Raw genomic sequence first — 19,998 nt, 5'->3', positions numbered from 1 at the left:
AACCACCGCCGAAACGTGGCGGAAAGTCACGGACGCTTTCCACCTACCCAGCCTATCTGGCCCAACATACCTAAGGGGACACGCCATGCGCGTTTATTACGACCGCGATGCGGACTTAAATCTGATCAAATCCAAAAAGGTCTGCATCGTGGGCTACGGCTCGCAGGGTCGCGCGCATGCGATGAACCTGAAAGACTCCGGCGCCAAAGACGTGGTCATCGCACTGCGCGAAGGTTCTGCGACAATCAAAAAAGCAGAGGCCGACGGCTTCACTGTGATGTCCGTTGCTGATGCTGCCAAAGTTTCCGACCTGATGATGATGGCTGCTCCTGACGAGTTGCAGGCTGGTATCTGGAAAGATTCCATCGCCGGTAATATCCGCGACGGTGCTGCGATTGCATTTGCTCACGGCCTGAATGTGCACTTCAACCTCATCGAGCCAGGTTCCGGCATTGACGTCGTCATGATTGCGCCAAAGGGCCCCGGCCACACTGTGCGCGGAGAATACCAGAAGGGCGGCGGTGTGCCTTGCCTGATCGCCATCCATCAGGATGCGTCCGGTAATGCCCATGATCTTGCGCTTTCTTACGCCTGTGGCGTTGGTGGCGGTCGCTCCGGTGTTATCGAAACCACGTTCCAGGAAGAATGCGAAACCGATCTCTTCGGTGAGCAGGCTGTTCTTTGCGGCGGTGTCGTCGAACTCATCCGCGCCGGTTTCGAAGTGCTGGTGGAAGCCGGTTACGCGCCGGAAATGGCGTATTTCGAGTGCTTGCACGAAGTGAAGCTGATCGTTGACCTGATCTACGAAGGCGGCATTGCCAACATGAACTACTCGATTTCCAACACTGCCGAGTGGGGCGAGTACGTTTCCGGTCCGCGCGTGATTACACCGGAAACAAAGCAGGTCATGAAAGATATTCTGACCGACATCCAGACCGGTCGCTTCACATCCGAGTGGATGCAGGAATGGCATTCTGGCGCGGCCCGCTTCAAAGCGACCCGTCGTATGCATGATCGTCATCAGATTGAAGAAGTCGGTGAAAAACTGCGCGGCATGATGCCTTGGATCAAAGGCAATGCTCTGGTCGACAAAGATAAGAACTAAAGCATCAACCGGGTTGTTCTTATAAGAGCAACCCGGTCCTTAGCTGCTGACGCAAATCACAAAAAAGGCCCGCGTAAGCGGGCCTTTTTCGTTTTGGTGTTTCGCTATGTCTAGCCGCAGCGGCGGTAGTGGCCGCTATATGCGAGGTACAGACCTGTGCGCGGGTTGTAGCTGCGATACTTGGCAGCGCAACGTGCGTGGCGACCGCGATAATGGCGACGCGGCGCAACGTAGCGCGGACGCTCGTAATACACACGGCGATAACGACGTGGTGCATAGTAGCGCGGCTCGCGATAATGCCTGCGGGAACTGCGGTAATAGCGCCGTGGCGCGTAGTGTCTGCCTGAACGATAATGCCGACCGGAGCGATAGTGGCGCCCGTGACGGTAGCGTTTGTGGCTACGGCGATAGGAGCGGTCTGCAATAACAGCGCCTGCTACAGCGCCAATAAAGATGCCTGCTGCGATGCGGCGTTCACGCTTTCCTGCTTCCGCTGATGGCGTAACGGTGGTTGCGCCGATGGTGAAGGCAGCAATCGCTGCAATCGCCAGTGTAAATAGTCGTTTCATTGGTCTTCTCCTTGAATTTGCAACCGGCGGCACTTGCCCCGGTCCTGCTCTGCTCAAGGTGCGGCCAGCCGCATCACCAGCCTACGCGCCTTACTCAAGCGCAAAACTGCGCTTGGCGGATAGCATTTCATAACAAATCGTTAATTGTAAGGGCGAGTTTGTGACACGTTAGGGCAAGCTGTGTAGGGGTTTTACATGAGCTTACGCATCGCCACCTTCAACGCTGAGAACCTTATGGCGCGGTTCGATTTTTCCGGTTGGAAGCGGGAGGGGCGCCGCGACCGATCCTTGACCCTTCGCGAAATTGAAACCGAGGCGCAGTTTCGTGCTTTGGAGCAGGCGAGGGTCGTATCTCATGAGGATGATGCCCGTCAGATGACCGCGCTGGCTATTGCAGATTGCCGCGCCGACATCATCTGCTTGCAGGAGGTCGAAGATCTGGCGACGCTGGAGGCGTTCGAGCGCAACTATCTGCTGCCTATGACAGGTCTGGACTACCCACAAAAGGAATGGCGGCAGGGCAATGACGGGCGTGGCATTGATGTGGCTATCATGGCGCGTGAGAAGACGGCAGACGGTGAAGAGATCGAAATACGTTCGGTCAAAAGCCATGCAGGTCGAACTATGGCTGACCTTGAGGTGCTGACGCCGCGACTTATCGAATTGGGGTTTGAAAAAGACACCCGGCTTTTTCGCCGCGATTGCCTTGAGGTGAACCTAAAAGTCGGTGGCAAACATTTCACCGTTTTCGTGGCCCATTTCAAATCTATGGGTGGGCCGCGTGGTGGGCTGACGGGACGCGACTTCACCATGCCCGTTCGGCAAGCGGAGGCTGCAGGTGTGAAGCGCATCATCGAAGATAGATTTGGTGCAGAACGTGCAGCGGATATGCGCTGGATGGTCTGCGGTGACCTGAATGACTACGCCGCTCGTCTCGCCATCACTGGTGATAAAGCCGCTGGGCACAGCTTCGACTGGATCGCGGAAGAGACCCACGGTAGCGCGCCGCTTCTGGATGATGGTTTTGCGATCAATCTCGTGGATCGACGTGCACAAGATGATCGATGGACGTTGTTTTACGCTAACGGCAAGTCAGCCTCAGCCCGCCTGCCGCAGGAGCGACCCACGCGCCATCTGGTGCAGTTGGACTATCTGTTGGCATCGCCGCGACTTGCAAAGGGCAATGCAAAGGCTGTGCCAGACATCATCCGTAATGGGCAGCCATATCGGACAGTGTTTCCGCCCGACCAAGAGGTTGAGCGGTATCCGCGCACGGGTTGGGACCGGCCCAAGGCGTCCGATCATTGTCCGGTTGTTGTCAGTCTCGACATGGTGTGATGTCTCCCTTCCGCAGTTTGGCCGAGTCGGCAAACAGCCGGTCGCCATCAGGAGACGAACATGACCCTTTCCCTTTTTGAAATCGCCGCTTTGCTTTTGGCGCTTTCGGGATTCTTTGGCTGGTTCAACCATACAGTGCTGAAGCTTCCCCACACGATTGGGTTGCTCGTCATGGCGCTAATCTCTTCCGTCGCGCTGTTGGGTTTGGAAAGCGTTGTCCCATCGCTCGGCATCACCAGCACGTTGCAGGGTGCCATTGGCCAGATCGATTTTTATGCAACCGTGATGGAAGGAATGCTCGCCTTCCTGCTGTTTGCGGGTGCGTTGCATGTGGATTTCTCGTTCCTGCGCAGCCAAGCGTGGGCCATCGGCTTGATGGCAACTGTAGGCGTTGTTTTGTCGACCTTCATAGTGGGCGTAGGCTTCTGGTATCTGTCATCGCTGTTCGGCTTTGAGGTTCCGCTTATCTGGTGCCTCGTTTTTGGCGCGCTCATCTCGCCCACAGACCCTGTTGCCGTTCTCAGCCTGTTGAAATCCATCAATGTGCCTGAAGCATTGGAAGCCAAGATCGCCGGTGAAAGCCTGTTCAATGATGGCGTTGGCGTCGTCCTTTTTGCAATTCTGCTGACCATTGCGACATCAACAGGCTCCACCGAAGTAACAGTGCTACAGGTAGGTGAACTCTTCGTCGTGGAAGCGCTTGGCGGCGCCGTGTTGGGTGCTGTAACCGGTTGGATCGCTTACAAAGCTATGTCCACTATTGATGAGCACATGCTGGAAATTCTGCTAACGCTAGGCATTGTTGCGGCGACTTACGCCATCGCGCTTCGGCTTCATCTTTCAGGACCAATCGCCGTCGTTGTAGCCGGCCTGCTAGTGGGCAACCGTGGTGCCGACATGGCCAAGAGCGACCATACCAGAGTCTCTATGTTCAGCTTCTGGGAGCTGATCGATGAAATCCTGAACTCGGTTCTCTTTCTGCTTATCGGGCTGGAGGTTCTTATCATTTCTCTCGATCCCGGTTTCGCCTGGGTTGCGGCTGCCACCATTCCGCTGGTTCTCGCCGCGCGCTTCATCGCGGTTTCTACCCCGATCATGTTCTTGTCCATTCGCCAAAATTTCGAGGCCGGCGCGATACCGGTCCTGACGTGGGGTGGGTTGCGGGGCGGTGTATCTGTGGCCTTAGCATTGTCGCTGCCAGCCGTGACTCACAAACCGTTACTGCTGGCGTGCACCTATGCGGTCGTGCTGTTCTCGATCATCGTGCAAGGGCTGACCGTTAAAGCGGTCGTTAATCGCACTGTTGATCCGACGCTTATCTAGCCATCGAGGAAATGACATGAACGATAATAGGGGCCGCCGTTTCGCAATTTACGATGTGTTTTCAGCCGTTGTCATGGGCGGCAACCAGCTCGGTGTTGTTTTCGACAGCAAGGGTCTGGACAAAGAGAAGATGCAGGCGATTGCGAAGGAGTTCGGCTTCTCGGAAACTGTGTTTCTGTTCGAGGCGGAAGACGCGGCACATTCCGCTAAAGTCCGCATTTATACACCGGCCCGCGAATTGCCCTTTGCTGGCCATCCGACGGTGGGCGCGGCCATCGCCGTCGCGCGCGAACGCGGTATGGAGCAAGTGGGGCAGGGTATTGTTGTGCTGGAGGAAAATGTCGGGCCCGTGCGCTGTGGTGTGCGTTTCGATGATATTGGCGCGTTTGCAGAATTTGACGTGCCGGTTTTGGCGAGCTCTTCCGGACATGGACCGGACAAGGATGCGGTAGCCGCTGCTCTTTCCATTGGTCCACACGAGGTGGGCTTTGAAAACCACGAAACGAGTGAGTTTAACGGCGGGTTGCCCTATGAGTTCGTTCCGGTGAGAGACCGTGGCGTGCTGGATCGCGTGAAGCTTATCCCCGAGCTCTGGTCTAAAATCACGGCCTATCCCGATCACGACGGCGTCTATGTTTACTGCCGCGATACGGTGAACCACGACAGCCATTTTCAGGCCCGCATGTTCGCGCCGGGGAGCGGGATTGCAGAAGACGCAGCGACAGGCTCGGCCGTGTCCTCATTTGCTGGTGTCATTATGAAATTCGACCGACCGCGTGACGGATCGCAGGTGTTCAACATCGAACAGGGTTTTCAGATGGGTCGCCCGTCCATCATCCGACTTGAAATCGACGTTGAAAACAGGACGATGACGAGTGCCCGGATTGGCGGTTATGCAGTGCGTTTCGGCGGTGGTGTGCTGGAGGTTTAAGCGAATGCAGAAGGTGATTGCTGCGCTGCTTTCCGCTTGTTTTGCACTGCCGGTGACACTTGCTGTTAGCGCAGAACTGCCGTCCTCCGGTGACACCTTATTGCCGACTACGGATGCTGAAATCCAGCTAGGGCGCTTGCTGTTCTACGACCGCGTTCTGTCCGGCAGTTATCGCGTGTCTTGCGCTACTTGCCACAATCACGACCGTGCGTCTTCGAATGGATTTGCCTCGCCGCTTGCTGGTGATGAATTGGCAGTCGGCGGTTTGCCACTTTACGACGCGCTGAAACCTTCCGCCAAACACGCGCCTGCATTGTTCAATCTCGGCTATGCAGAATTTTACACGCTATTTTTCGACGGACGCGTTCAGCTGCAAACGGACGGGACCATTTCGACACCTGCGAGCGAAAATCTGCCAGAGATGCTTCGTGACCCACTTGCAGCTCAAGCGCTGTTTCCCGCTGTGACTGGCGATGAATTGGTGGGGAGTGTTGATAGCGATGTGCGCGATGCTGCGCAAAGAGGGCACTCTGCAATATGGGATGCGTTGGTCGATAGGCTGCATGATTTACCCGGTTATGAAGCGCCGGTTTTAGCCGCTTATCCAGATGTCAAAAGCCTCAAAGAGCTTCGCATCCATCATGTGGGTAACGCTATCGGCGCGTTCGTTGCGCATGAATGGCGTGCTGATCGCGCGCCTTACGACAGTTGGCTGGCAGGTGACCAAACCGCGTTGAATTCAGAACAACAGCGTGGACTGAAATTGTTCGAAGGCAAGGCGCAATGTTCAAGCTGCCATAAGGGGCGCTTTCAGACTGATCACGCGTTCCACAATAGCGCGTCACCGCCATGGCGGTTCGATCAACCGTTGAACGAACGAGACTTTCATCGCGATAGGTCTGATGTAACAGGATTGCCGCAGGACAGACATCGTCGCCGTACCATTTCACTGCGTAACATCAATGCCACTGCACCTTACGGTTTCGCTGGCAGTCATGAGGTGCTGCGAAGCTATGTCGAGGACCACATCGCGCCAGATGCGGGTATGCGGCAATGGTTGGCGCAGCGCGAGAAAGATCAAGCCGCGGAAGTTCTTGCTACAGAAATACTGGTAACCCACGACATGCCAAGTGTTCAGCTTACGCAATCCGAGATTGACGACCTGATGGCCTTTCTCGAAAGTCTGACGGATGAACGAAGCCTTTCTGGCCGTTTGGGAAAACCTGCAGACGTGCCCAGCAATCTCGCATTGGACTGAACGCAATGAACCAATACGCCGCCATACGATCTTCGTCCGAGACCGCGCCGATTGCTGATTTTCGCAGCGATACGGTCACGCGCCCATCTGCTGACATGCGACAAGCAATGGCAGAAGCGGAGGTGGGTGATGACGTTTACGGAGATGATCCGACGGTTCGCGCGCTTGAAGAAAAAGCTGCCGACCTGCTTGGTAAGCCTGCCGGAATGTTCGTCGCGTCAGGCACGCAATCCAATCTTGCTGCGCTTCTGGCCCATTGCGGTAGAGGCGAAGAATACATCGGTGGTGTTGGCTATCACATTGCAAAATATGAAGCGGGTGGAGCAGCCGTTTTGGGCGGTATCTCACCGCGCCACCTGACGCCACAAGCCAATGGTGCGTTGAACCCGGATGACGTGCGCGATGCCATCAATCCTGACGATTCCCACTTTGCAATCTCACGTTTGGTTTGCATGGAGAACACGTTCAACGGGCAGGTGGTCGACCAAGCGCAGATTGAGGAGGTGGCCACTATTGCTCACGATCACGAGCTTTCCGTCCATCTCGATGGCGCGCGGTTGATGAATGCGGTCGTCGCGTCAAACCGCAGCGCTGCTGAACTTGTTGAGCACATGGACACTGTTTCACTCTGCCTGTCGAAGGGTTTGGGTGCGCCCGTGGGATCCGTCCTGTGCGGCCCAACTGATTTCATTATAAGGGCTAAGAGGGCGCGCAAAATGCTGGGCGGAGGGCTGCGGCAGTCCGGAGTTCTGGCCGCCTGCGGTCTATACGCTCTGGAAAACAACGTGAGACGCCTCGCTGACGACCATGCCAGGGCCAAGCAACTTGCCGAACGTCTTTCCCAACTGGATGGTGTTGAAATCGACCTCGCATCGGTGGAAACGAACATGATCTGGCTGAAAATTCCGGCTGAACGAACCGTGCCTTTATCAGCGCATATGCGTGAACTTGGTCTTGTGGTTTCGGAACCTTCGGGGCGGGACCGTGTGATGCGGTTGGTATGCCATCTCGATATTGATGACTCCCATGTTGATAGCGTCGCAAATGCTTTTGCTGACTGGTTGGCAAGCTCGTGAGCGCGCCTGTTGCAATGGTCACGGGTGCCGCGCGCGGTATCGGTTTAGCGACGACGAAACTGCTGTTGGAAAGCGGCCACCGCGTTGTGATGCTTGACCGTGATGGCGACGAACTACGTAGGGCAATGGAGAACCTTTCAGGAGATGTCTTTGCCGAGATCGTAGATGTTTCTGAACCGGAAGCCGTCAATGCTCTCGCCGAGCGTGTTGGAGATCAGTTCGGTTCGCTCTGCGTCTTGGTCAACAATGCAGGTGTGGCGGACTTTGGCCCGATTGCTGAAACTGATTACGTCCGCTGGCGGCGTGTCATGGAAACCAATCTGGATGGGGTGTTTCTGATGACACAGGCCATGACCAGTCTGCTGGCGAAAGGGGCGGAGCTCTTTGGCAACGCGGCTATCGTCAATATTGCTTCTATATCAGGCCTGCGGGCCAGCACGTTGCGCGTGGCCTATGGCACGTCAAAAGCTGCGGTCGTGCAGCTGACGCTTCAACAGGCTGCTGAACTTGGTGAAATGGGAATTCGTGCCAACTGCATCGCACCGGGGCCTGTAAACACGAAGCTGGCACTGGCCGTTCACAGCGATGAAATTCGCGCCGCCTATCATGATGCTATTCCGCTGAATCGGTATGGATCGGAAAGCGAAATTGCCGAAGGCATCTGTTTTCTCACTAGCCCAAAGGCCAGCTACATAACGGGCCAAACTTTGGCCGTTGATGGTGGGTTTGAAGCCGTTGGTATTGGCCTGCCTGCGCTACGGGACTAGATAGCGAAAGCCGCTAAATTCAGACTTTTTGGCAAGGCTTTGTGTACCTTAACCGAAGGTTAATCCTCAGGCGCGATTATCCAGCTTGCAGCGCAGAATGCTGCATCTGGAGGTTCGATCATGGCCGTATTGCTAGCATTGCTGATTAGCGGATCAATTCAGGTCGCGCAGCTGACACCTGCCGAAACGCTAGACCCGATCACCACCGGTGGTCCTATCACCCAGCAGATGAAGCTTGAGTGGCAAGAGCGCCGCGACGCTTACGAGCAATGTAAGGCTTGCGTCTCGCAGCAGCCTTTCCCCGAAGGTGAATTGCCCGAAGACTGATCGCTCGTATTAATGACCGCCCATGACGCCCGTGCGGATATCATAGTCCACCGGTAAGCCGTATTCGGGGTCATCATCACTATCGACCATCAACTGTCCGGCCTTGTTCAACAGGTAATGGCAGTCACGTGACAGATGCCGCAGTTGAAGTGTTTTTCCCTGCGCTTCGTACTTGGTCGCTAGCGCCTCGATGGCCTGAAGAGCGGACTGGTCCACCACGCGGCTATCGAGAAAATCAACGATCACGAGAGACGGATCATCTTTAGGCGAGAATAGCTCGGCAAAGCCTTCCGTCGACCCGAAGAACAGCGGACCATCGATTGCGTAAACCTTTGCGCCTTCCGGCGTAATGTCGGTTTTAGCATGAATGCGGGTGGCATTGTTCCACGCGTAGGCCAGGGCGGAGACGATGACGCCCACGACCACGGCGATGGCAAGGTCGGTCAAAACCGTCACGACGGTGACAAGGATAATCACGAGACCGTCGGTAAGCGGGATTTTGCCGAACAGCTTGAGGCTGTTCCAGGCAAAGGTACCGATCACCACCATGAACATGACGCCGACAAGTGCAGCCAGTGGGATCTGTTCGATGAGTGGGGAGGCGACCAAGATGAATGCGAGAAGGAACAGGGATGCGGAAATGCCCGACAGGCGCGTGCGGCCGCCTGATTTTACGTTGATCATAGACTGGCCGATCATGGCGCAGCCGCCCATGCCGCCGAAGAAACCGGTGACCGTATTCGCCGCGCCCTGAGCCAGACATTCTTGCGACGAGCCACCGGATTTGCCTGTGATTTCACCCACGAGGTTCAGCGTCAGAAGGCTTTCGATCAGGCCGATGGCCGCCAGAATGATCGCATAGGGGAAGATAATTTCCAGCGTTTCCCAAGTCATAGGAACGCTGGGAATGCTGAATGGGGGCAGGCCGCCCTTAATGCTGGCAAGATCGCCGACGCTTGGGACGTCGATCCCAAAGGCCAAGACGATACCTGCGGTGATACCGATGCCGGCCAGAGGCGCTGGAATGGCTGTCGTTACGCGTGGGATAAAGTGAATGATCGCCATTGTGAGCGCGACCAGACCCAACATTAGGAAGAGCGTGGAGCCGGACATCCATTCCTTGACGCCATCGGTTCCGGGAACCTGAAACTGGGTGAGCTGGGCGAGGAAAATCACGATGGCCAGACCGTTCACGAAGCCCAGCATGACTGGGTGAGGGACGAGGCGAATAAATTTTCCCAGTCGGAACACGCCTGCAAGAATTTGTAATATTCCCATCAGCACAACGGTGGCGAACAGATATTCGACACCGTGTTGGGCAACCAGCGCGACCATAACAACGGCCAACGCACCGGTTGCGCCCGAAATCATTCCGGGGCGGCCACCGAACATCGCTGTGATCAGACCGACGATAAAGGCTGCGTAAAGACCTACTAGCGGATGGACACCCGCCACGAACGCAAAAGCCACGGCTTCAGGCACCAATGCCAGAGCAACCGTAAGGCCCGAAAGCACCTCGGTTTTGATCCGCATTGGCGTGAAGCTTGCCAGATCCATCTCGCCGCTCTGGTCGAATGGCAGGCGTTTGGCGAAGGTTGCAAGCGTTGCTCGGACCATGGGGGATTTTCCGTAATATCTGGGCGGGCGCAGCTGCCGTGACCGCATAATTTGGGCGGTTGGCAGAAGGCTGTGGATGAAGTGCACCGAATGCGCACAAACAGGGAAGGTATTGCTGCGGGTTAATCCTTTGTTGACCACGTCTGTCAATAGTTTGGGGCAAGCAAGGTGCGTCTCGCACCAGCCATTTTCGCCTCAAGGACAAACCTATGGCCGCCAGTGCATCGCCTCGCCAGTCGTCGTTTTTCGCTCCGCGTGAGCCGCGCATGGATGCGGGTGAGGGGCCATTCGGTTTTGGCTTGGCTGTTTCGGAAGATCAAACCGCTGCTCCTCAGTCGAAGCCTGCGCGGCTTGTGATGCCGAATTCGGAGCTTACTTCTGCGAAAGCGGGAAACGCGAAACGGTCAGTACCCGTGCGCAAGAAAGACAAAGCGCTTATGTCGTCGGCATCGCGCTCACTTCAACCCGGGCTGTTCGATGAATTGGACCGGACTGCGTCACGCACAGTTGCGGAGCCAGAGGTTAGTGCGGTCCATGAAGAGATCGCAATCACTGCAGCCCCTAGCATATCCGAAACTGCGCCTCGCGCCGGCGGTTCCTATGGCATGACAATCACAGCGTTCGCCGCAGTCGTAACTGTTGCGGGCGGTCTTGGTTTTGTAACCGCGCCTGAACCGGAACTCATTACCGGCTCTATCGCTGTTGTAGATCAGGTTTTGCAGGCACCGGTGGTTCAACCGGCTGCGTTTTTACTGCCTCAGGCGCAGACCGTGTCATTGCCCGTGTCTGCGGCGTTGGGTGTTGGCGAAGGTTTTCTGCTCAAAGTACTCGTCGTTTTGCTTTCGCTGTTCATCGCCGTCGGGGGTGGGTTTTGGTGCCTGCGCCGTCTGTTGTCCCCGAAAGCATCAAGCCTTCATTTTGATGGTCGCGACCAGCGGATTGATGCCTCATTGGTTCCGCCAAATATCTCAGCACGCTAGCATGCCTTTCACGCAGGGCTTGGACAGCTAGCTCAAAGCGTCATGTTGTCGGTGGTTGCCTAACGGTGTATTTGGTGTGTCGCAAACAAGATGGTTTTTGCCCTTACAAGGGGTCGGTTGCTATTGGGAAACCGTTTTAAGTGTGCAGAAAATGGAGCTGCTTGTGCTGCGCTCCGCTTCGCCGTTTTGAGGGAATAGACCATGCAGACCAGAGCTCGTGCTGTTGTCATTGGCGGAGGCGTCGTTGGCGTCTCCACACTCTACCATTTGGCCAAGAAGGGCTGGACGGATAGTGTCCTCATAGAACGCAAAGAGCTGACTTCCGGCTCCACCTGGCATGCAGCCGGTCTGCTGCCGCTGTTCAATATGTCCTATTCGGTCGGTCAGATTCACAAATACTCCGTGCAATTTTACCAAGATCTTGCGGTCGAAACCGGCATGGATACGGGCATCCGCATCGTCTCCAACATTCGGTTGGCGCGCAGCCAGGAGCGATGGGACGAATACGAATATTATATGGGCGTTGCCGAAACCATCGGTATCGATGTTCGCAAGATCACCAATGAAGAGATTGCAGAACGCTGGCCTTACGTGAACACGGAAGGTCTATTGGGCGGCATCGAACACCCGGACGATGGTTACATCCAGCCCGCTGATTTGACGCAGGCGCTGGCGAAAGCTGCCCGCGACATGGGCGCAAAAATTCACCGCAATAACGGTGTGAGCGCTATTACCAAAAAAGAAGACGGTGGCTGGATCGTGGAGACCGACGAGGGCTCTATCGAATGCGAGCACGTCATTTCCTGCACCGGCAATTTCGCGCGCCAGACGGGTCGCATGGTCGGACTGAATGTTCCCGTCATTCCTGTCGAACACCAATATATCGTCACAGAAGCGCATCCTGAAATTCAGAAATTCCGCGCTGAAGGTGGGCCGGAACTCTGCGTCCTGCGTGAAAGCGATTCCGCTTGGTACATGCGTGAAGAAGCCGGTGGCCTCATTCTCGGCCCCTACGAAAAAGGCGCGCCCTGCTGCTATGTCGATGGTCCCGACGATGACAGCGAGTACGAGTTGTTTCAGGAAGATCTCGACCGTCTTATGCCCCATATCGAAACCGCCGTTGAGCGCGTGCCGTATTTCGGCGAGGCAGGCATCAAGAAGGTTTATAACGGCGCGATTGCCTACACACCTGATGGCAACCCGATCATCGGACCTGCGCCGGGACTGGACGGCTTCTGGTTGAACGAAGGCCATTCCTTCGGCATCACCGCTGCCGGTGGGGCAGGGTGGCAGTTGGCGGAATGGATCGTCGACGGCGAACCGACCATAGACATGATGGGCGTCGACCCGCGCCGCTACGGCCCATACGCCACCGAAGGTTATCTGCGTGAGAAGAACGAGGAAGCCTATTCCAACGTCTTTACATTGCACTATCCAGACGAGGAACGCTCCGCTGCACGTCCGCTGAAGACCACGCCATCCTACGAGCGCCAGAAAGATCATGGAGCCGTTTTCGGTGCCGTTTATGGCTGGGAGCGTGCCAACTGGTATGCGCCTGAAGGCTACGAATTGCCTGCCGAGAAAGTTGGTGTTGGCGCTGACGTGATCATTCAGGAAAATCACGCGCCTGCCGATTATACGGGCCGCATTCGCGAACAGTGGTCGTTCCGCCGCTCCAACTATTTCGAGCATGTCGGCAACGAGGTGAAGGCCGTCACCGAAAGCTGTGGCCTGCTCGACATGTCCGCTTTTGCCAAGATGGAAGTTTCAGGCCCCGGTGCGCGCGAGTGGCTAGAATCCATTCTTGCCAATAAAATTCCCAAGAAACGTGGCCGCATTGCGCTCGCCCATGTGCTCACCAAGCATGGTGGCGTGAAAAGTGAATTCACCGTCTATGAGTGGAAGCCCGGACGCTTTTATCTGGTATCTGCTGGTTCTTATGAAGCGCACGACCACGATGTGCTGCGCCGCCATTTACCGATAGACGGTTCCGTCACGCTCAAGCCGCTGACAACGCAGCTCGGTGTGTTGGTTCTGGCCGGGCCCAACGCCCGTAAGGTGCTTGAGAAACTGACGCGCTCGTCGCTTACAAACGCCGATTTCCCATGGCTTTCCGGCCAGCCGATTTCAGTCGGCAAAGCGTCGGCCCATGCACTGCGTGTGAATTTTGTTGGTGAGCTTGGTTGGGAGTTCCACCACCCGATGGAGCAGCAAAATGCTCTTTGGGACGCTATCATGGAAGCTGGCGCAGAGTTCGGTATCAAGCCGTTCGGAATCCGCGCCATGACTTCGATGGCTATCGAGAAAAGCTACCGCCTGATCCCGCGCGAACTCTCAATCGAATATTCGGCCTACGAGTCCGCGCTCGACCGCTTCATCAAGATGGACAAGGAGTTCGTCGGTCGCGATGCGCTCGCTGCTCGCCATGAAAAAGGCGACGATTGGGTGTTTGCAACGCTTGAAGTTCACGGCGTTACCGACACCGATGCGCGCGGTTCTGAAGCAATCTACCGCGATGGAACATTGGTTGGACGCGCGACCCACGGCGGCTTCGGCTATCGCACCGGTAAGTCGTTGGCGCTATCTATGGTCAAACCAGGCAATGGCGAAATTGGCACCGAGCTTGAGATCAAACTGCTGGGCAAGATGCACAAAGCAACGGTGATCGAAGAAGGTGCGTTCGATCCGAAAAACGAACGCCTGCGCGCTGACGCGTGAATATAGGTGAGGCGGCTTAAGCCGCCTCGTCTTGCCGTTCGTTTCGTTCTTGCTGCGGCGATCGACCGTAGAGTTCGCGGTAGCATTTGGAAAAATGCGAGGCCGAAACGAAGCCACAGGCAACGGCGACTTCGATAACGGGTAGCGATGATTGCAGCAGTAGATGTCGTGCACGATCCAGCCGGATCTCCAGATAATACCGCGCGGGTGAACGCCCCATGTTCTGGCGGAACAAACGTTCGATCTGACGGCGGGACAGCCCTGCATATTCAGCAATATCCAGCAGTGTCAGTGGTTCTGAAAGATTGGCTTCCATCATTTCGATGATCGACAGAATACGAACATTCTGAACACCCAGTCTTGCCCTCAAAGGTAAGCGCTGGCGGTCGTGGGGGCCTCGCACACGGTCCGTCAAAGCCTGTTCGCAAATCGCGTTGATGAGGTTGTCGTCATGGTCTTCCGCGATGAGCGATAACATCATATCGAGTGCCGCTGTACCGCCAGCGCAAGTCCAGACATTGCCGTCGACTTCGAAAAGATCGGCATAAACGTCAGCTTTCGGGAATTTTTCCTGAAATCCGGGCAGGTTTTCCCAATGTATGGCGCATCTTCTGCCAGATAACAGGCCCGCCGAGGCCAGAACGTAAGCGCCGGTACACAATCCACCAACAGCGACACCGCGCTTGTGCTCCTCGCGCACCCAGCCCAAGAGCGACTTATCCGTGAAGTTTTCGACATTTATGCCTGAGCAGACGAAAACCATGTCCGGTCGTTCACGCCCGGCCAACATGCGCCGCTCGTCGGTCAATGATGTGTTGACGGAAACCTCCACACCGTTCGATGCCGTAACGGGGTTGCCATCAGAAGATGCTAGTCGCCAGTCGTAGCTCTTCCAGCACAGCATTCTGTTGGCCAGACGCAACGCTTCGATGGCTGTCGAAAAAGCAATCATCGAAAAATCGGGAACGAGGTAAAACACGATCGATCGTGTTTTGCGTTCGGTCGGTTGCGACGGTGCTGCGGGCACCGATTGCTGACCTCTTTCTAGCTGATCCATCGCATGCCTCCCAGCAGATGAACGTGCTGGCCGGCCGGACAGCGCTGTAAACTAACACTAAACGCCTGTGTCGCAAAGCGGCTATTCGTTTGGTTCTATCGGATTGATCAACCTGGCCTTTACCAAGTCTGTTCATTGGCTTGCAAAGGGTCAACGCCATAGTGGTGGTGAACAAACCCTTGTGGAATTGCGCCATGACCGCTGCTCTTGAGATTTCCGGCCTTGTAAAAGCCTTCGATAAACCTGCCGTTCAGGGCCTTGATCTGGAGGTCCGCGGAGGCGAGTTTTACGCGCTGCTTGGGCCGAACGGTGCGGGCAAAACAACGACGCTTCGGATGGTGGCCGGGCTGCTGCAACCGGATGCCGGAAACATTTCTGTTTTTGGTACAGATGCGTTGGCCGATCCGATTGCTGCCAAGGCAAAGGTCGCTTGGGTATCGGACGAGCCGATGATCTACGACAAGCTCACCCCACTTGAATATCTTGAATTCGTGTCCGGCCTTTGGGGCGTGCCTGCAGCATTGGGCGAGGCGCGTTCGCTGGAATTGGTGGATTGGTTGGGTCTCGGCCCGCATGCTGGTCAGCGTTGTGGTGGTTTTTCCAAGGGTATGCGCCAGAAGGTGGCGTTGGCCGGTGCGCTGGTTCACGAGCCGCAGCTCATCATTCTTGATGAACCGCTTACGGGTCTCGATGCTGGCTCTGCACGGCAGGTGAAAGATGTTTTATTGGCCAAGGTGGCGCAGGGAACAACGGTTATTATGACCACCCATATTTTAGAAGTTGCTGAACGCATGGCGCAGCGCATTGGTGTCATCGCCAATGGTCGCCTGATCGCTGAAGGCACGTTCGATGAACTACGCGGACGTTCTGTCGGCGGTAGCACGACCTTGGAAGAGGTCTTCCTTGAACTTGTCGAAGATGGCGGTGCAGAACAGGCGCTGGCAGCATGAATATCTCTGCACAAAACCCTGTCATATTGCCGGTCCGCTGGTTTGCGGGGCATGAAGCGCGGCTGATCTGGCGTGATTTCACGTCCTTGATGACTGGCGGCAAACCGCAACGCACGGCGTTGGTGTTCGCCATCATTGGCGGCTTTGCGATTGCAATCCACGCTTATGCTGCTTGGCTGCTCGGTCCTGCTGTTGAAGCAGGTATTGGTCCCACGCCACAAACGCTGATGATTGTCGGCGGTTCGTTGGTGATGTTCGTGTCGCTAATGATCAGTCAGGCCATCGAGTCCGTTACCCGCGCATATTATGCGCGTGATGATCTGGATCTCATCCTCACATCTCCTGCGTCTGCCGAGCGGCTGTTTCACGTCCGCACCAGCATATTGGCAGTCCAGACGGTGGCGCTTTCCGTGTTCATTGCGTCGCCCGCGATCAATGTTCTGGCGTGGCTTGATGGTCCGAAATGGCTGTCCGCTTACGGTGTTCTGATTTCACTCGGCCTTATGTCGACCGCATTTTCTGTTGCTTTGACACTGGTGCTTTTCCGTTTCCTCGGGCCACAACGCACACGCCTTATCGCGCAAATCGTTGCTGCGATCATCGGTGCTGGTTTCGTCATTGCGCTGCAAGGCTTTGCCATTATTTTCGGGCAAGGCGTGTCGCGCTTTGCTTTCTTTGAATCCGCTCAAAACGCCTCGGCGATGCCCGCTTTGGATAGTGCGTGGTGGATCCCTGTGCACGGCGCGATGGGCAATGGCGCAGCACTTGCCTTTATGTTGGTGCTCGGGTTCGCCGTGTTGGCGCTGACGGTCAGCTTTTCCGCGCGTCGCTTTGCAACGGACGTGCTTGCGGCTGCCGGTTTGCGCGAACCGCAAGCAAAAGTAACGGTCTTCAAGGGCTTTGCGCGCAACCAGAATCTGCGTGCAGGTCTGCGGAAAAAAGAATGGCGATTGCTGGCCCGTGATCCATGGTTGGTATCGCAGACGCTGCAACAGATCCTTTATCTCGTGCCGCCGGCATTGCTGCTCTACGTGAATTACGGCTCTGCTGAAGGGGTCGATACGGTTGTTGTCCCCGTCATCGTTATGGCGGCTGGCCAGTTGGCCGGCGGTCTCGCGTGGCTTTCGATTTCCGGCGAAGACGCCCACGAGTTGATTGTCACCGCGCCGGTGAAAGCGACCACCGTTTTGCGCGCCAAGATCGAAGCCGTGATGGTTGTCATCACTTGGGTGCTGGTACCGTTTGCAGCCGTGTTGGCGATGTTCTCGCCATGGGCCGGTGCTGTGGTGCTGGCCGGTGGAGCAGGGGCATCTGCCTGCGCCGTTTTCATCCAGTTGATGTTCCGCAGCCAAGCGAAACGTAGCCTGTTCCGTCGCCGTCAGGTGTCGTCGCGCGCTGCGACTATCTGCGAAGCACTAGCGTCGATCTTCTGCGCTGCGACGGCTGCTGTGTTGTTGCTTGCACCAATTCTGACGTGGCTGCCGATGATCGGTGTGGGTTTGGTTATGCTGTTTGCCTGGCTTCTACGGCCTTCAGAAAACCGCGTTTAGACGCGGCGCCGGCCACCGCGCCGGCGTCCGCCGCTCGCCCCGTCTGTGGTGGCATTGCTGACGACAGGTTTTGGTAGCGTCACTTCTGCTTCAAGCCGCGGAAACGCGTCCACCTTGTTGGGGAATGCCGTGGCGTTGATGAAGTGCTCTTGGAACCGTGGCTCGATTGCGGTTTCGATCTTCTCGATCTCGCGAACGGTCGACTCGATTTCGCGACGGTGATTCCTGTTGAGCAACGCCATGCGCGCACCGGTACCAGCGGCGTTCCCGACCGCTTTCACGTTTTCGATTTCGCAGTCTGGAACGAGGCCCAGCACTAGGGCATATTTCGGGTCGATAAAGGTGCCGAAGGCTCCAGCAAGCGACACCTTCGCCACGCGATCCGTGCCATGCTTGTCCAACAGCAATTTGACCCCGGCATAGAGTGCAGCTTTCGCCATCTGGATTGCGCGAATATCGCCTTGGCTTACAGTGATCGCGGGGCCACCTTCGGCTTGCCATAGCTTGTAGGAAAACGTGCGCTTGTCTTCGATGATGCGCGGCGAGTTCGCAGCCTTGCCGCCGTCCACCGTGCCGTCCTGCAACACGATGCCAGCGAGGAACATTTCTGCGACGACTTCGATGATTCCGGAGCCACAGATACCGGTGACGCCGATATCCTTCACGGCTTCGGCAAAACCTTCCTCATCCGACCACATCTCGGCGCCGATGACGCGAATGCGCGGTTCCAGCGTGACAGGATCGATGCGAACCCGTTCGATCGCGCCTGGCGCGGCGCGTTGGCCGCTGGAGATTTCTGCGCCCTCGAAAGCGGGGCCGGTCGGCGAGGAGCAAGCAAGTGTCCTGCCTTTATGGCCGAGCACGATTTCTGCGTTGGTGCCGACGTCCACGAGTAACGTCATTTCGTCAGCCGCTTGCGGCGCTTCGCACAGCGTGGCGGCTGCGGCGTCTGCACCCACATGGCCCGCGATGCAGGGCAATACATAGACCCGCGCGCCTTCGTTGACGTTCAAGTCCAGCTCGCTTGCCCAAGTGTGCACCGCGCCGGAGACCGCCAATGCAAATGGCGCGCCGCCCAGTTCTGTCGGGTCGATGCCGAGGAACAGGTGGTGCATGATCGGATTGCCGACGAAAACGCAGTCGAGGATATCATCGCCGGTAATGCCTGCTTCAGCGCATACTGTTCCAACCAACTCGTTGAGCGCTTCACGCAGTACGTTGGTCAGCTTTTCGCGCCCGTCCGGGTTCATCATCACGTAAGAAACGCGGCTCATCACGTCTTCGCCGAAACGGATTTGTGGGTTCGACGTGCCCGCCGTCGCCAACACGCGGCCGGACAGCAGCGAGGTCAGATTCATCGCAATCGTGGTCGATCCGATATCGCAGGAGATGCCAAACGCTTCGTTCTTCAGCCCCGGCCATAGCGACACAAGGGTGGGGCGGGATGATTCCAAATCTTGATGGATGGCTGCGGTGACGGACCATTCGCCTTTGCGAAGGATTTTTTGCACGTCCGCAATGAGGTGCTGCGAGACGAGCAGGTCTTCAAAGCCCCACTCGGTTTCCAGCGCGACTTTCAGCCTGTCGAGATCGCCAAGTGGTTTGTGCATGTCGGGCTCTTCGACGTCGACATAGCACATCTGAATTGCGGGGTTACGGTGAATGTCGCGGGTATCGGCAGCTTTGCGAATGCTCTGCTGGCTGACCGTGGCGTCGGCAGGAATTTCCACCACCATCGGCCCTTGAACCGTTGCGGAGCAGGACAGGCGTCGGCCTTCCTTCAGATCGCCACGCTTCTCTACAAACCTTGCTTCCTTCGGCGACCATTCAGACACACTTTCAGCAGCAGACGTAATGCCGTGCTTGGCAAACTGCCCGAACTGCGGCTCCACCTGACAGCGCCCACAAATACCCCGCCCGCCGCAAACGGATTCGACATAAACGCCGAGTTCACGTGCGGCGTCGAGGAGAGGTGTGCCAACGGGAAAGTGCCCGCGCTTGCCGGATGGAGTGAAAATTATGAGGGGATCGGATATTTGGTTCATAGTCTAACTACTGAATTCTCGTCGCAAGAGACCAGACTGCGGACACCATTGTGGCCGCGAGAAGGATTTGAAGCGCTAAAGATAGCACTCTTCCAAAGGACTTCGACATCCTAAACTGGTTCTCCGCGACGAATTTGCGAACGGCAAAATTCATCAATTCAAGACTACGGATGTACAAGAAGAGGGAAAAGAGTGTGAAAGCGGCAACTGGTACAATCGCCAGATAATCTGTCGAACGAATTACACTTCCATCTAACATGGGAGTTGTCGTTTCACGATTATTCCAAAGGTAAATTGCTGCGAATGCGCAAAATGCAGCGCGAATTATCATACCTACAAGGTCTGAAACATATTTTGCCTGATTGAAACGAGCTTCATTCAGTTCGG

At 56.3% G+C, this 19,998-nt stretch carries 16 protein-coding genes; 12 read left to right on the top strand and 4 right to left on the bottom strand.

The window, feature by feature from the left end:
- Nucleotides 1-85: 85 nt before the first annotated feature.
- Complete coding sequence (gene ilvC / locus R2A130_RS04720; protein ID WP_009757624.1) at nucleotides 86-1,105, top strand: ketol-acid reductoisomerase; 1,020 nt, start codon at nucleotides 86-88, stop codon at nucleotides 1,103-1,105.
- A gap of 110 nt (nucleotides 1,106-1,215) precedes the next feature.
- On the opposite strand, the gene R2A130_RS17410 is transcribed toward ilvC, so the two are convergent.
- On the bottom strand, nucleotides 1,216-1,674 hold the full coding sequence (locus R2A130_RS17410) for a BA14K family protein (RefSeq protein WP_009757623.1): 459 nt from the start codon (nucleotides 1,672-1,674) through the stop codon (nucleotides 1,216-1,218).
- A 195-nt stretch (nucleotides 1,675-1,869) separates the two neighbouring features.
- Between R2A130_RS17410 and R2A130_RS04710 the strand changes: the two genes are divergently transcribed.
- From R2A130_RS04710 to R2A130_RS04680, 7 genes are all read left to right on the top strand, one after another.
- The gene (locus tag R2A130_RS04710) at nucleotides 1,870-3,012 is read left to right on the top strand and encodes an endonuclease/exonuclease/phosphatase family protein (RefSeq protein WP_009757621.1); all 1,143 of its coding nucleotides are present in this window, start codon (nucleotides 1,870-1,872) and stop codon (nucleotides 3,010-3,012) included.
- Between the two features lie 60 nt (nucleotides 3,013-3,072).
- Nucleotides 3,073-4,335 (top strand): sodium:proton antiporter, encoded by a 1,263-nt coding sequence (locus R2A130_RS04705; protein WP_009757620.1) that lies wholly within the window; start codon nucleotides 3,073-3,075, stop codon nucleotides 4,333-4,335.
- Between the two features lie 16 nt (nucleotides 4,336-4,351).
- The gene (locus R2A130_RS04700) at nucleotides 4,352-5,266 is read left to right on the top strand and encodes a PhzF family phenazine biosynthesis protein (RefSeq protein WP_009757619.1); all 915 of its coding nucleotides are present in this window, start codon (nucleotides 4,352-4,354) and stop codon (nucleotides 5,264-5,266) included.
- A gap of 4 nt (nucleotides 5,267-5,270) precedes the next feature.
- Nucleotides 5,271-6,524: a cytochrome-c peroxidase gene (locus tag R2A130_RS04695; RefSeq protein ID WP_009757618.1), complete on the top strand. Its 1,254-nt coding sequence runs from the start codon at nucleotides 5,271-5,273 to the stop codon at nucleotides 6,522-6,524.
- A 5-nt stretch (nucleotides 6,525-6,529) separates the two neighbouring features.
- Nucleotides 6,530-7,600, top strand: coding sequence for a low-specificity L-threonine aldolase (gene ltaE / locus R2A130_RS04690; protein ID WP_009757617.1), 1,071 nt, complete (start codon nucleotides 6,530-6,532; stop codon nucleotides 7,598-7,600).
- A complete protein-coding gene (locus R2A130_RS04685; protein WP_009757616.1) occupies nucleotides 7,597-8,367 on the top strand; it encodes an SDR family NAD(P)-dependent oxidoreductase in 771 nt (256 codons plus the stop codon). Before ltaE ends, R2A130_RS04685 begins: the two co-directional genes overlap by 4 nt.
- A 120-nt stretch (nucleotides 8,368-8,487) precedes the next feature.
- Nucleotides 8,488-8,694 (top strand): hypothetical protein, encoded by a 207-nt coding sequence (locus R2A130_RS04680; RefSeq protein WP_009757615.1) that lies wholly within the window; start codon nucleotides 8,488-8,490, stop codon nucleotides 8,692-8,694.
- 9 nt (nucleotides 8,695-8,703) lie between these two features.
- Here the strand turns inward: R2A130_RS04680 and R2A130_RS04675 are convergent, their stop codons facing one another.
- Nucleotides 8,704-10,311: a SulP family inorganic anion transporter gene (locus tag R2A130_RS04675; protein WP_009757614.1), complete on the bottom strand. Its 1,608-nt coding sequence runs from the start codon at nucleotides 10,309-10,311 to the stop codon at nucleotides 8,704-8,706.
- 209 nt (nucleotides 10,312-10,520) lie between these two features.
- On the opposite strand from R2A130_RS04675, the gene R2A130_RS04670 reads away from it, so the two are divergent.
- Together R2A130_RS04670 and R2A130_RS04665 are read left to right on the top strand one after the other, a co-directional pair.
- Complete coding sequence (locus R2A130_RS04670) at nucleotides 10,521-11,291, top strand: hypothetical protein (RefSeq protein WP_009757613.1); 771 nt, start codon at nucleotides 10,521-10,523, stop codon at nucleotides 11,289-11,291.
- 201 nt (nucleotides 11,292-11,492) lie between these two features.
- Nucleotides 11,493-14,009 (top strand): FAD-dependent oxidoreductase, encoded by a 2,517-nt coding sequence (locus R2A130_RS04665; protein ID WP_009757612.1) that lies wholly within the window; start codon nucleotides 11,493-11,495, stop codon nucleotides 14,007-14,009.
- 16 nt (nucleotides 14,010-14,025) lie between these two features.
- On the opposite strand, the gene R2A130_RS04660 is transcribed toward R2A130_RS04665, so the two are convergent.
- Nucleotides 14,026-14,961 carry a GlxA family transcriptional regulator gene (locus R2A130_RS04660; protein ID WP_247869248.1) on the bottom strand — a complete coding sequence of 312 codons (936 nt, stop codon included), beginning with the start codon at nucleotides 14,959-14,961 and terminating at the stop codon, nucleotides 14,026-14,028.
- A 299-nt stretch (nucleotides 14,962-15,260) separates the two neighbouring features.
- Here R2A130_RS04660 and R2A130_RS04655 point away from each other — a divergent pair, with 299 nt between their 5' ends.
- The gene (locus tag R2A130_RS04655) at nucleotides 15,261-16,016 is read left to right on the top strand and encodes an ABC transporter ATP-binding protein (RefSeq protein ID WP_040304642.1); all 756 of its coding nucleotides are present in this window, start codon (nucleotides 15,261-15,263) and stop codon (nucleotides 16,014-16,016) included.
- Complete coding sequence (locus tag R2A130_RS04650; RefSeq protein ID WP_009757609.1) at nucleotides 16,013-17,566, top strand: hypothetical protein; 1,554 nt, start codon at nucleotides 16,013-16,015, stop codon at nucleotides 17,564-17,566. Before R2A130_RS04655 ends, R2A130_RS04650 begins: the two co-directional genes overlap by 4 nt.
- Here the strand turns inward: R2A130_RS04650 and R2A130_RS04645 are convergent.
- Nucleotides 17,563-19,611, bottom strand: coding sequence for an ASKHA domain-containing protein (locus R2A130_RS04645; RefSeq protein WP_009757608.1), 2,049 nt, complete (start codon nucleotides 19,609-19,611; stop codon nucleotides 17,563-17,565). The genes R2A130_RS04650 and R2A130_RS04645 overlap by 4 nt on opposite strands.
- Nucleotides 19,612-19,998: the final 387 nt, after the last annotated feature.

Origin of the sequence: Ahrensia sp. R2A130 (assembly GCF_000179775.1) — a bacterium.
Classification (GTDB): domain Bacteria; phylum Pseudomonadota; class Alphaproteobacteria; order Rhizobiales; family Rhizobiaceae; genus Pseudahrensia.
Note: the sequence above shows the minus strand (reverse complement) of the source record. Positions and strands in the feature narration are given on the sequence as shown.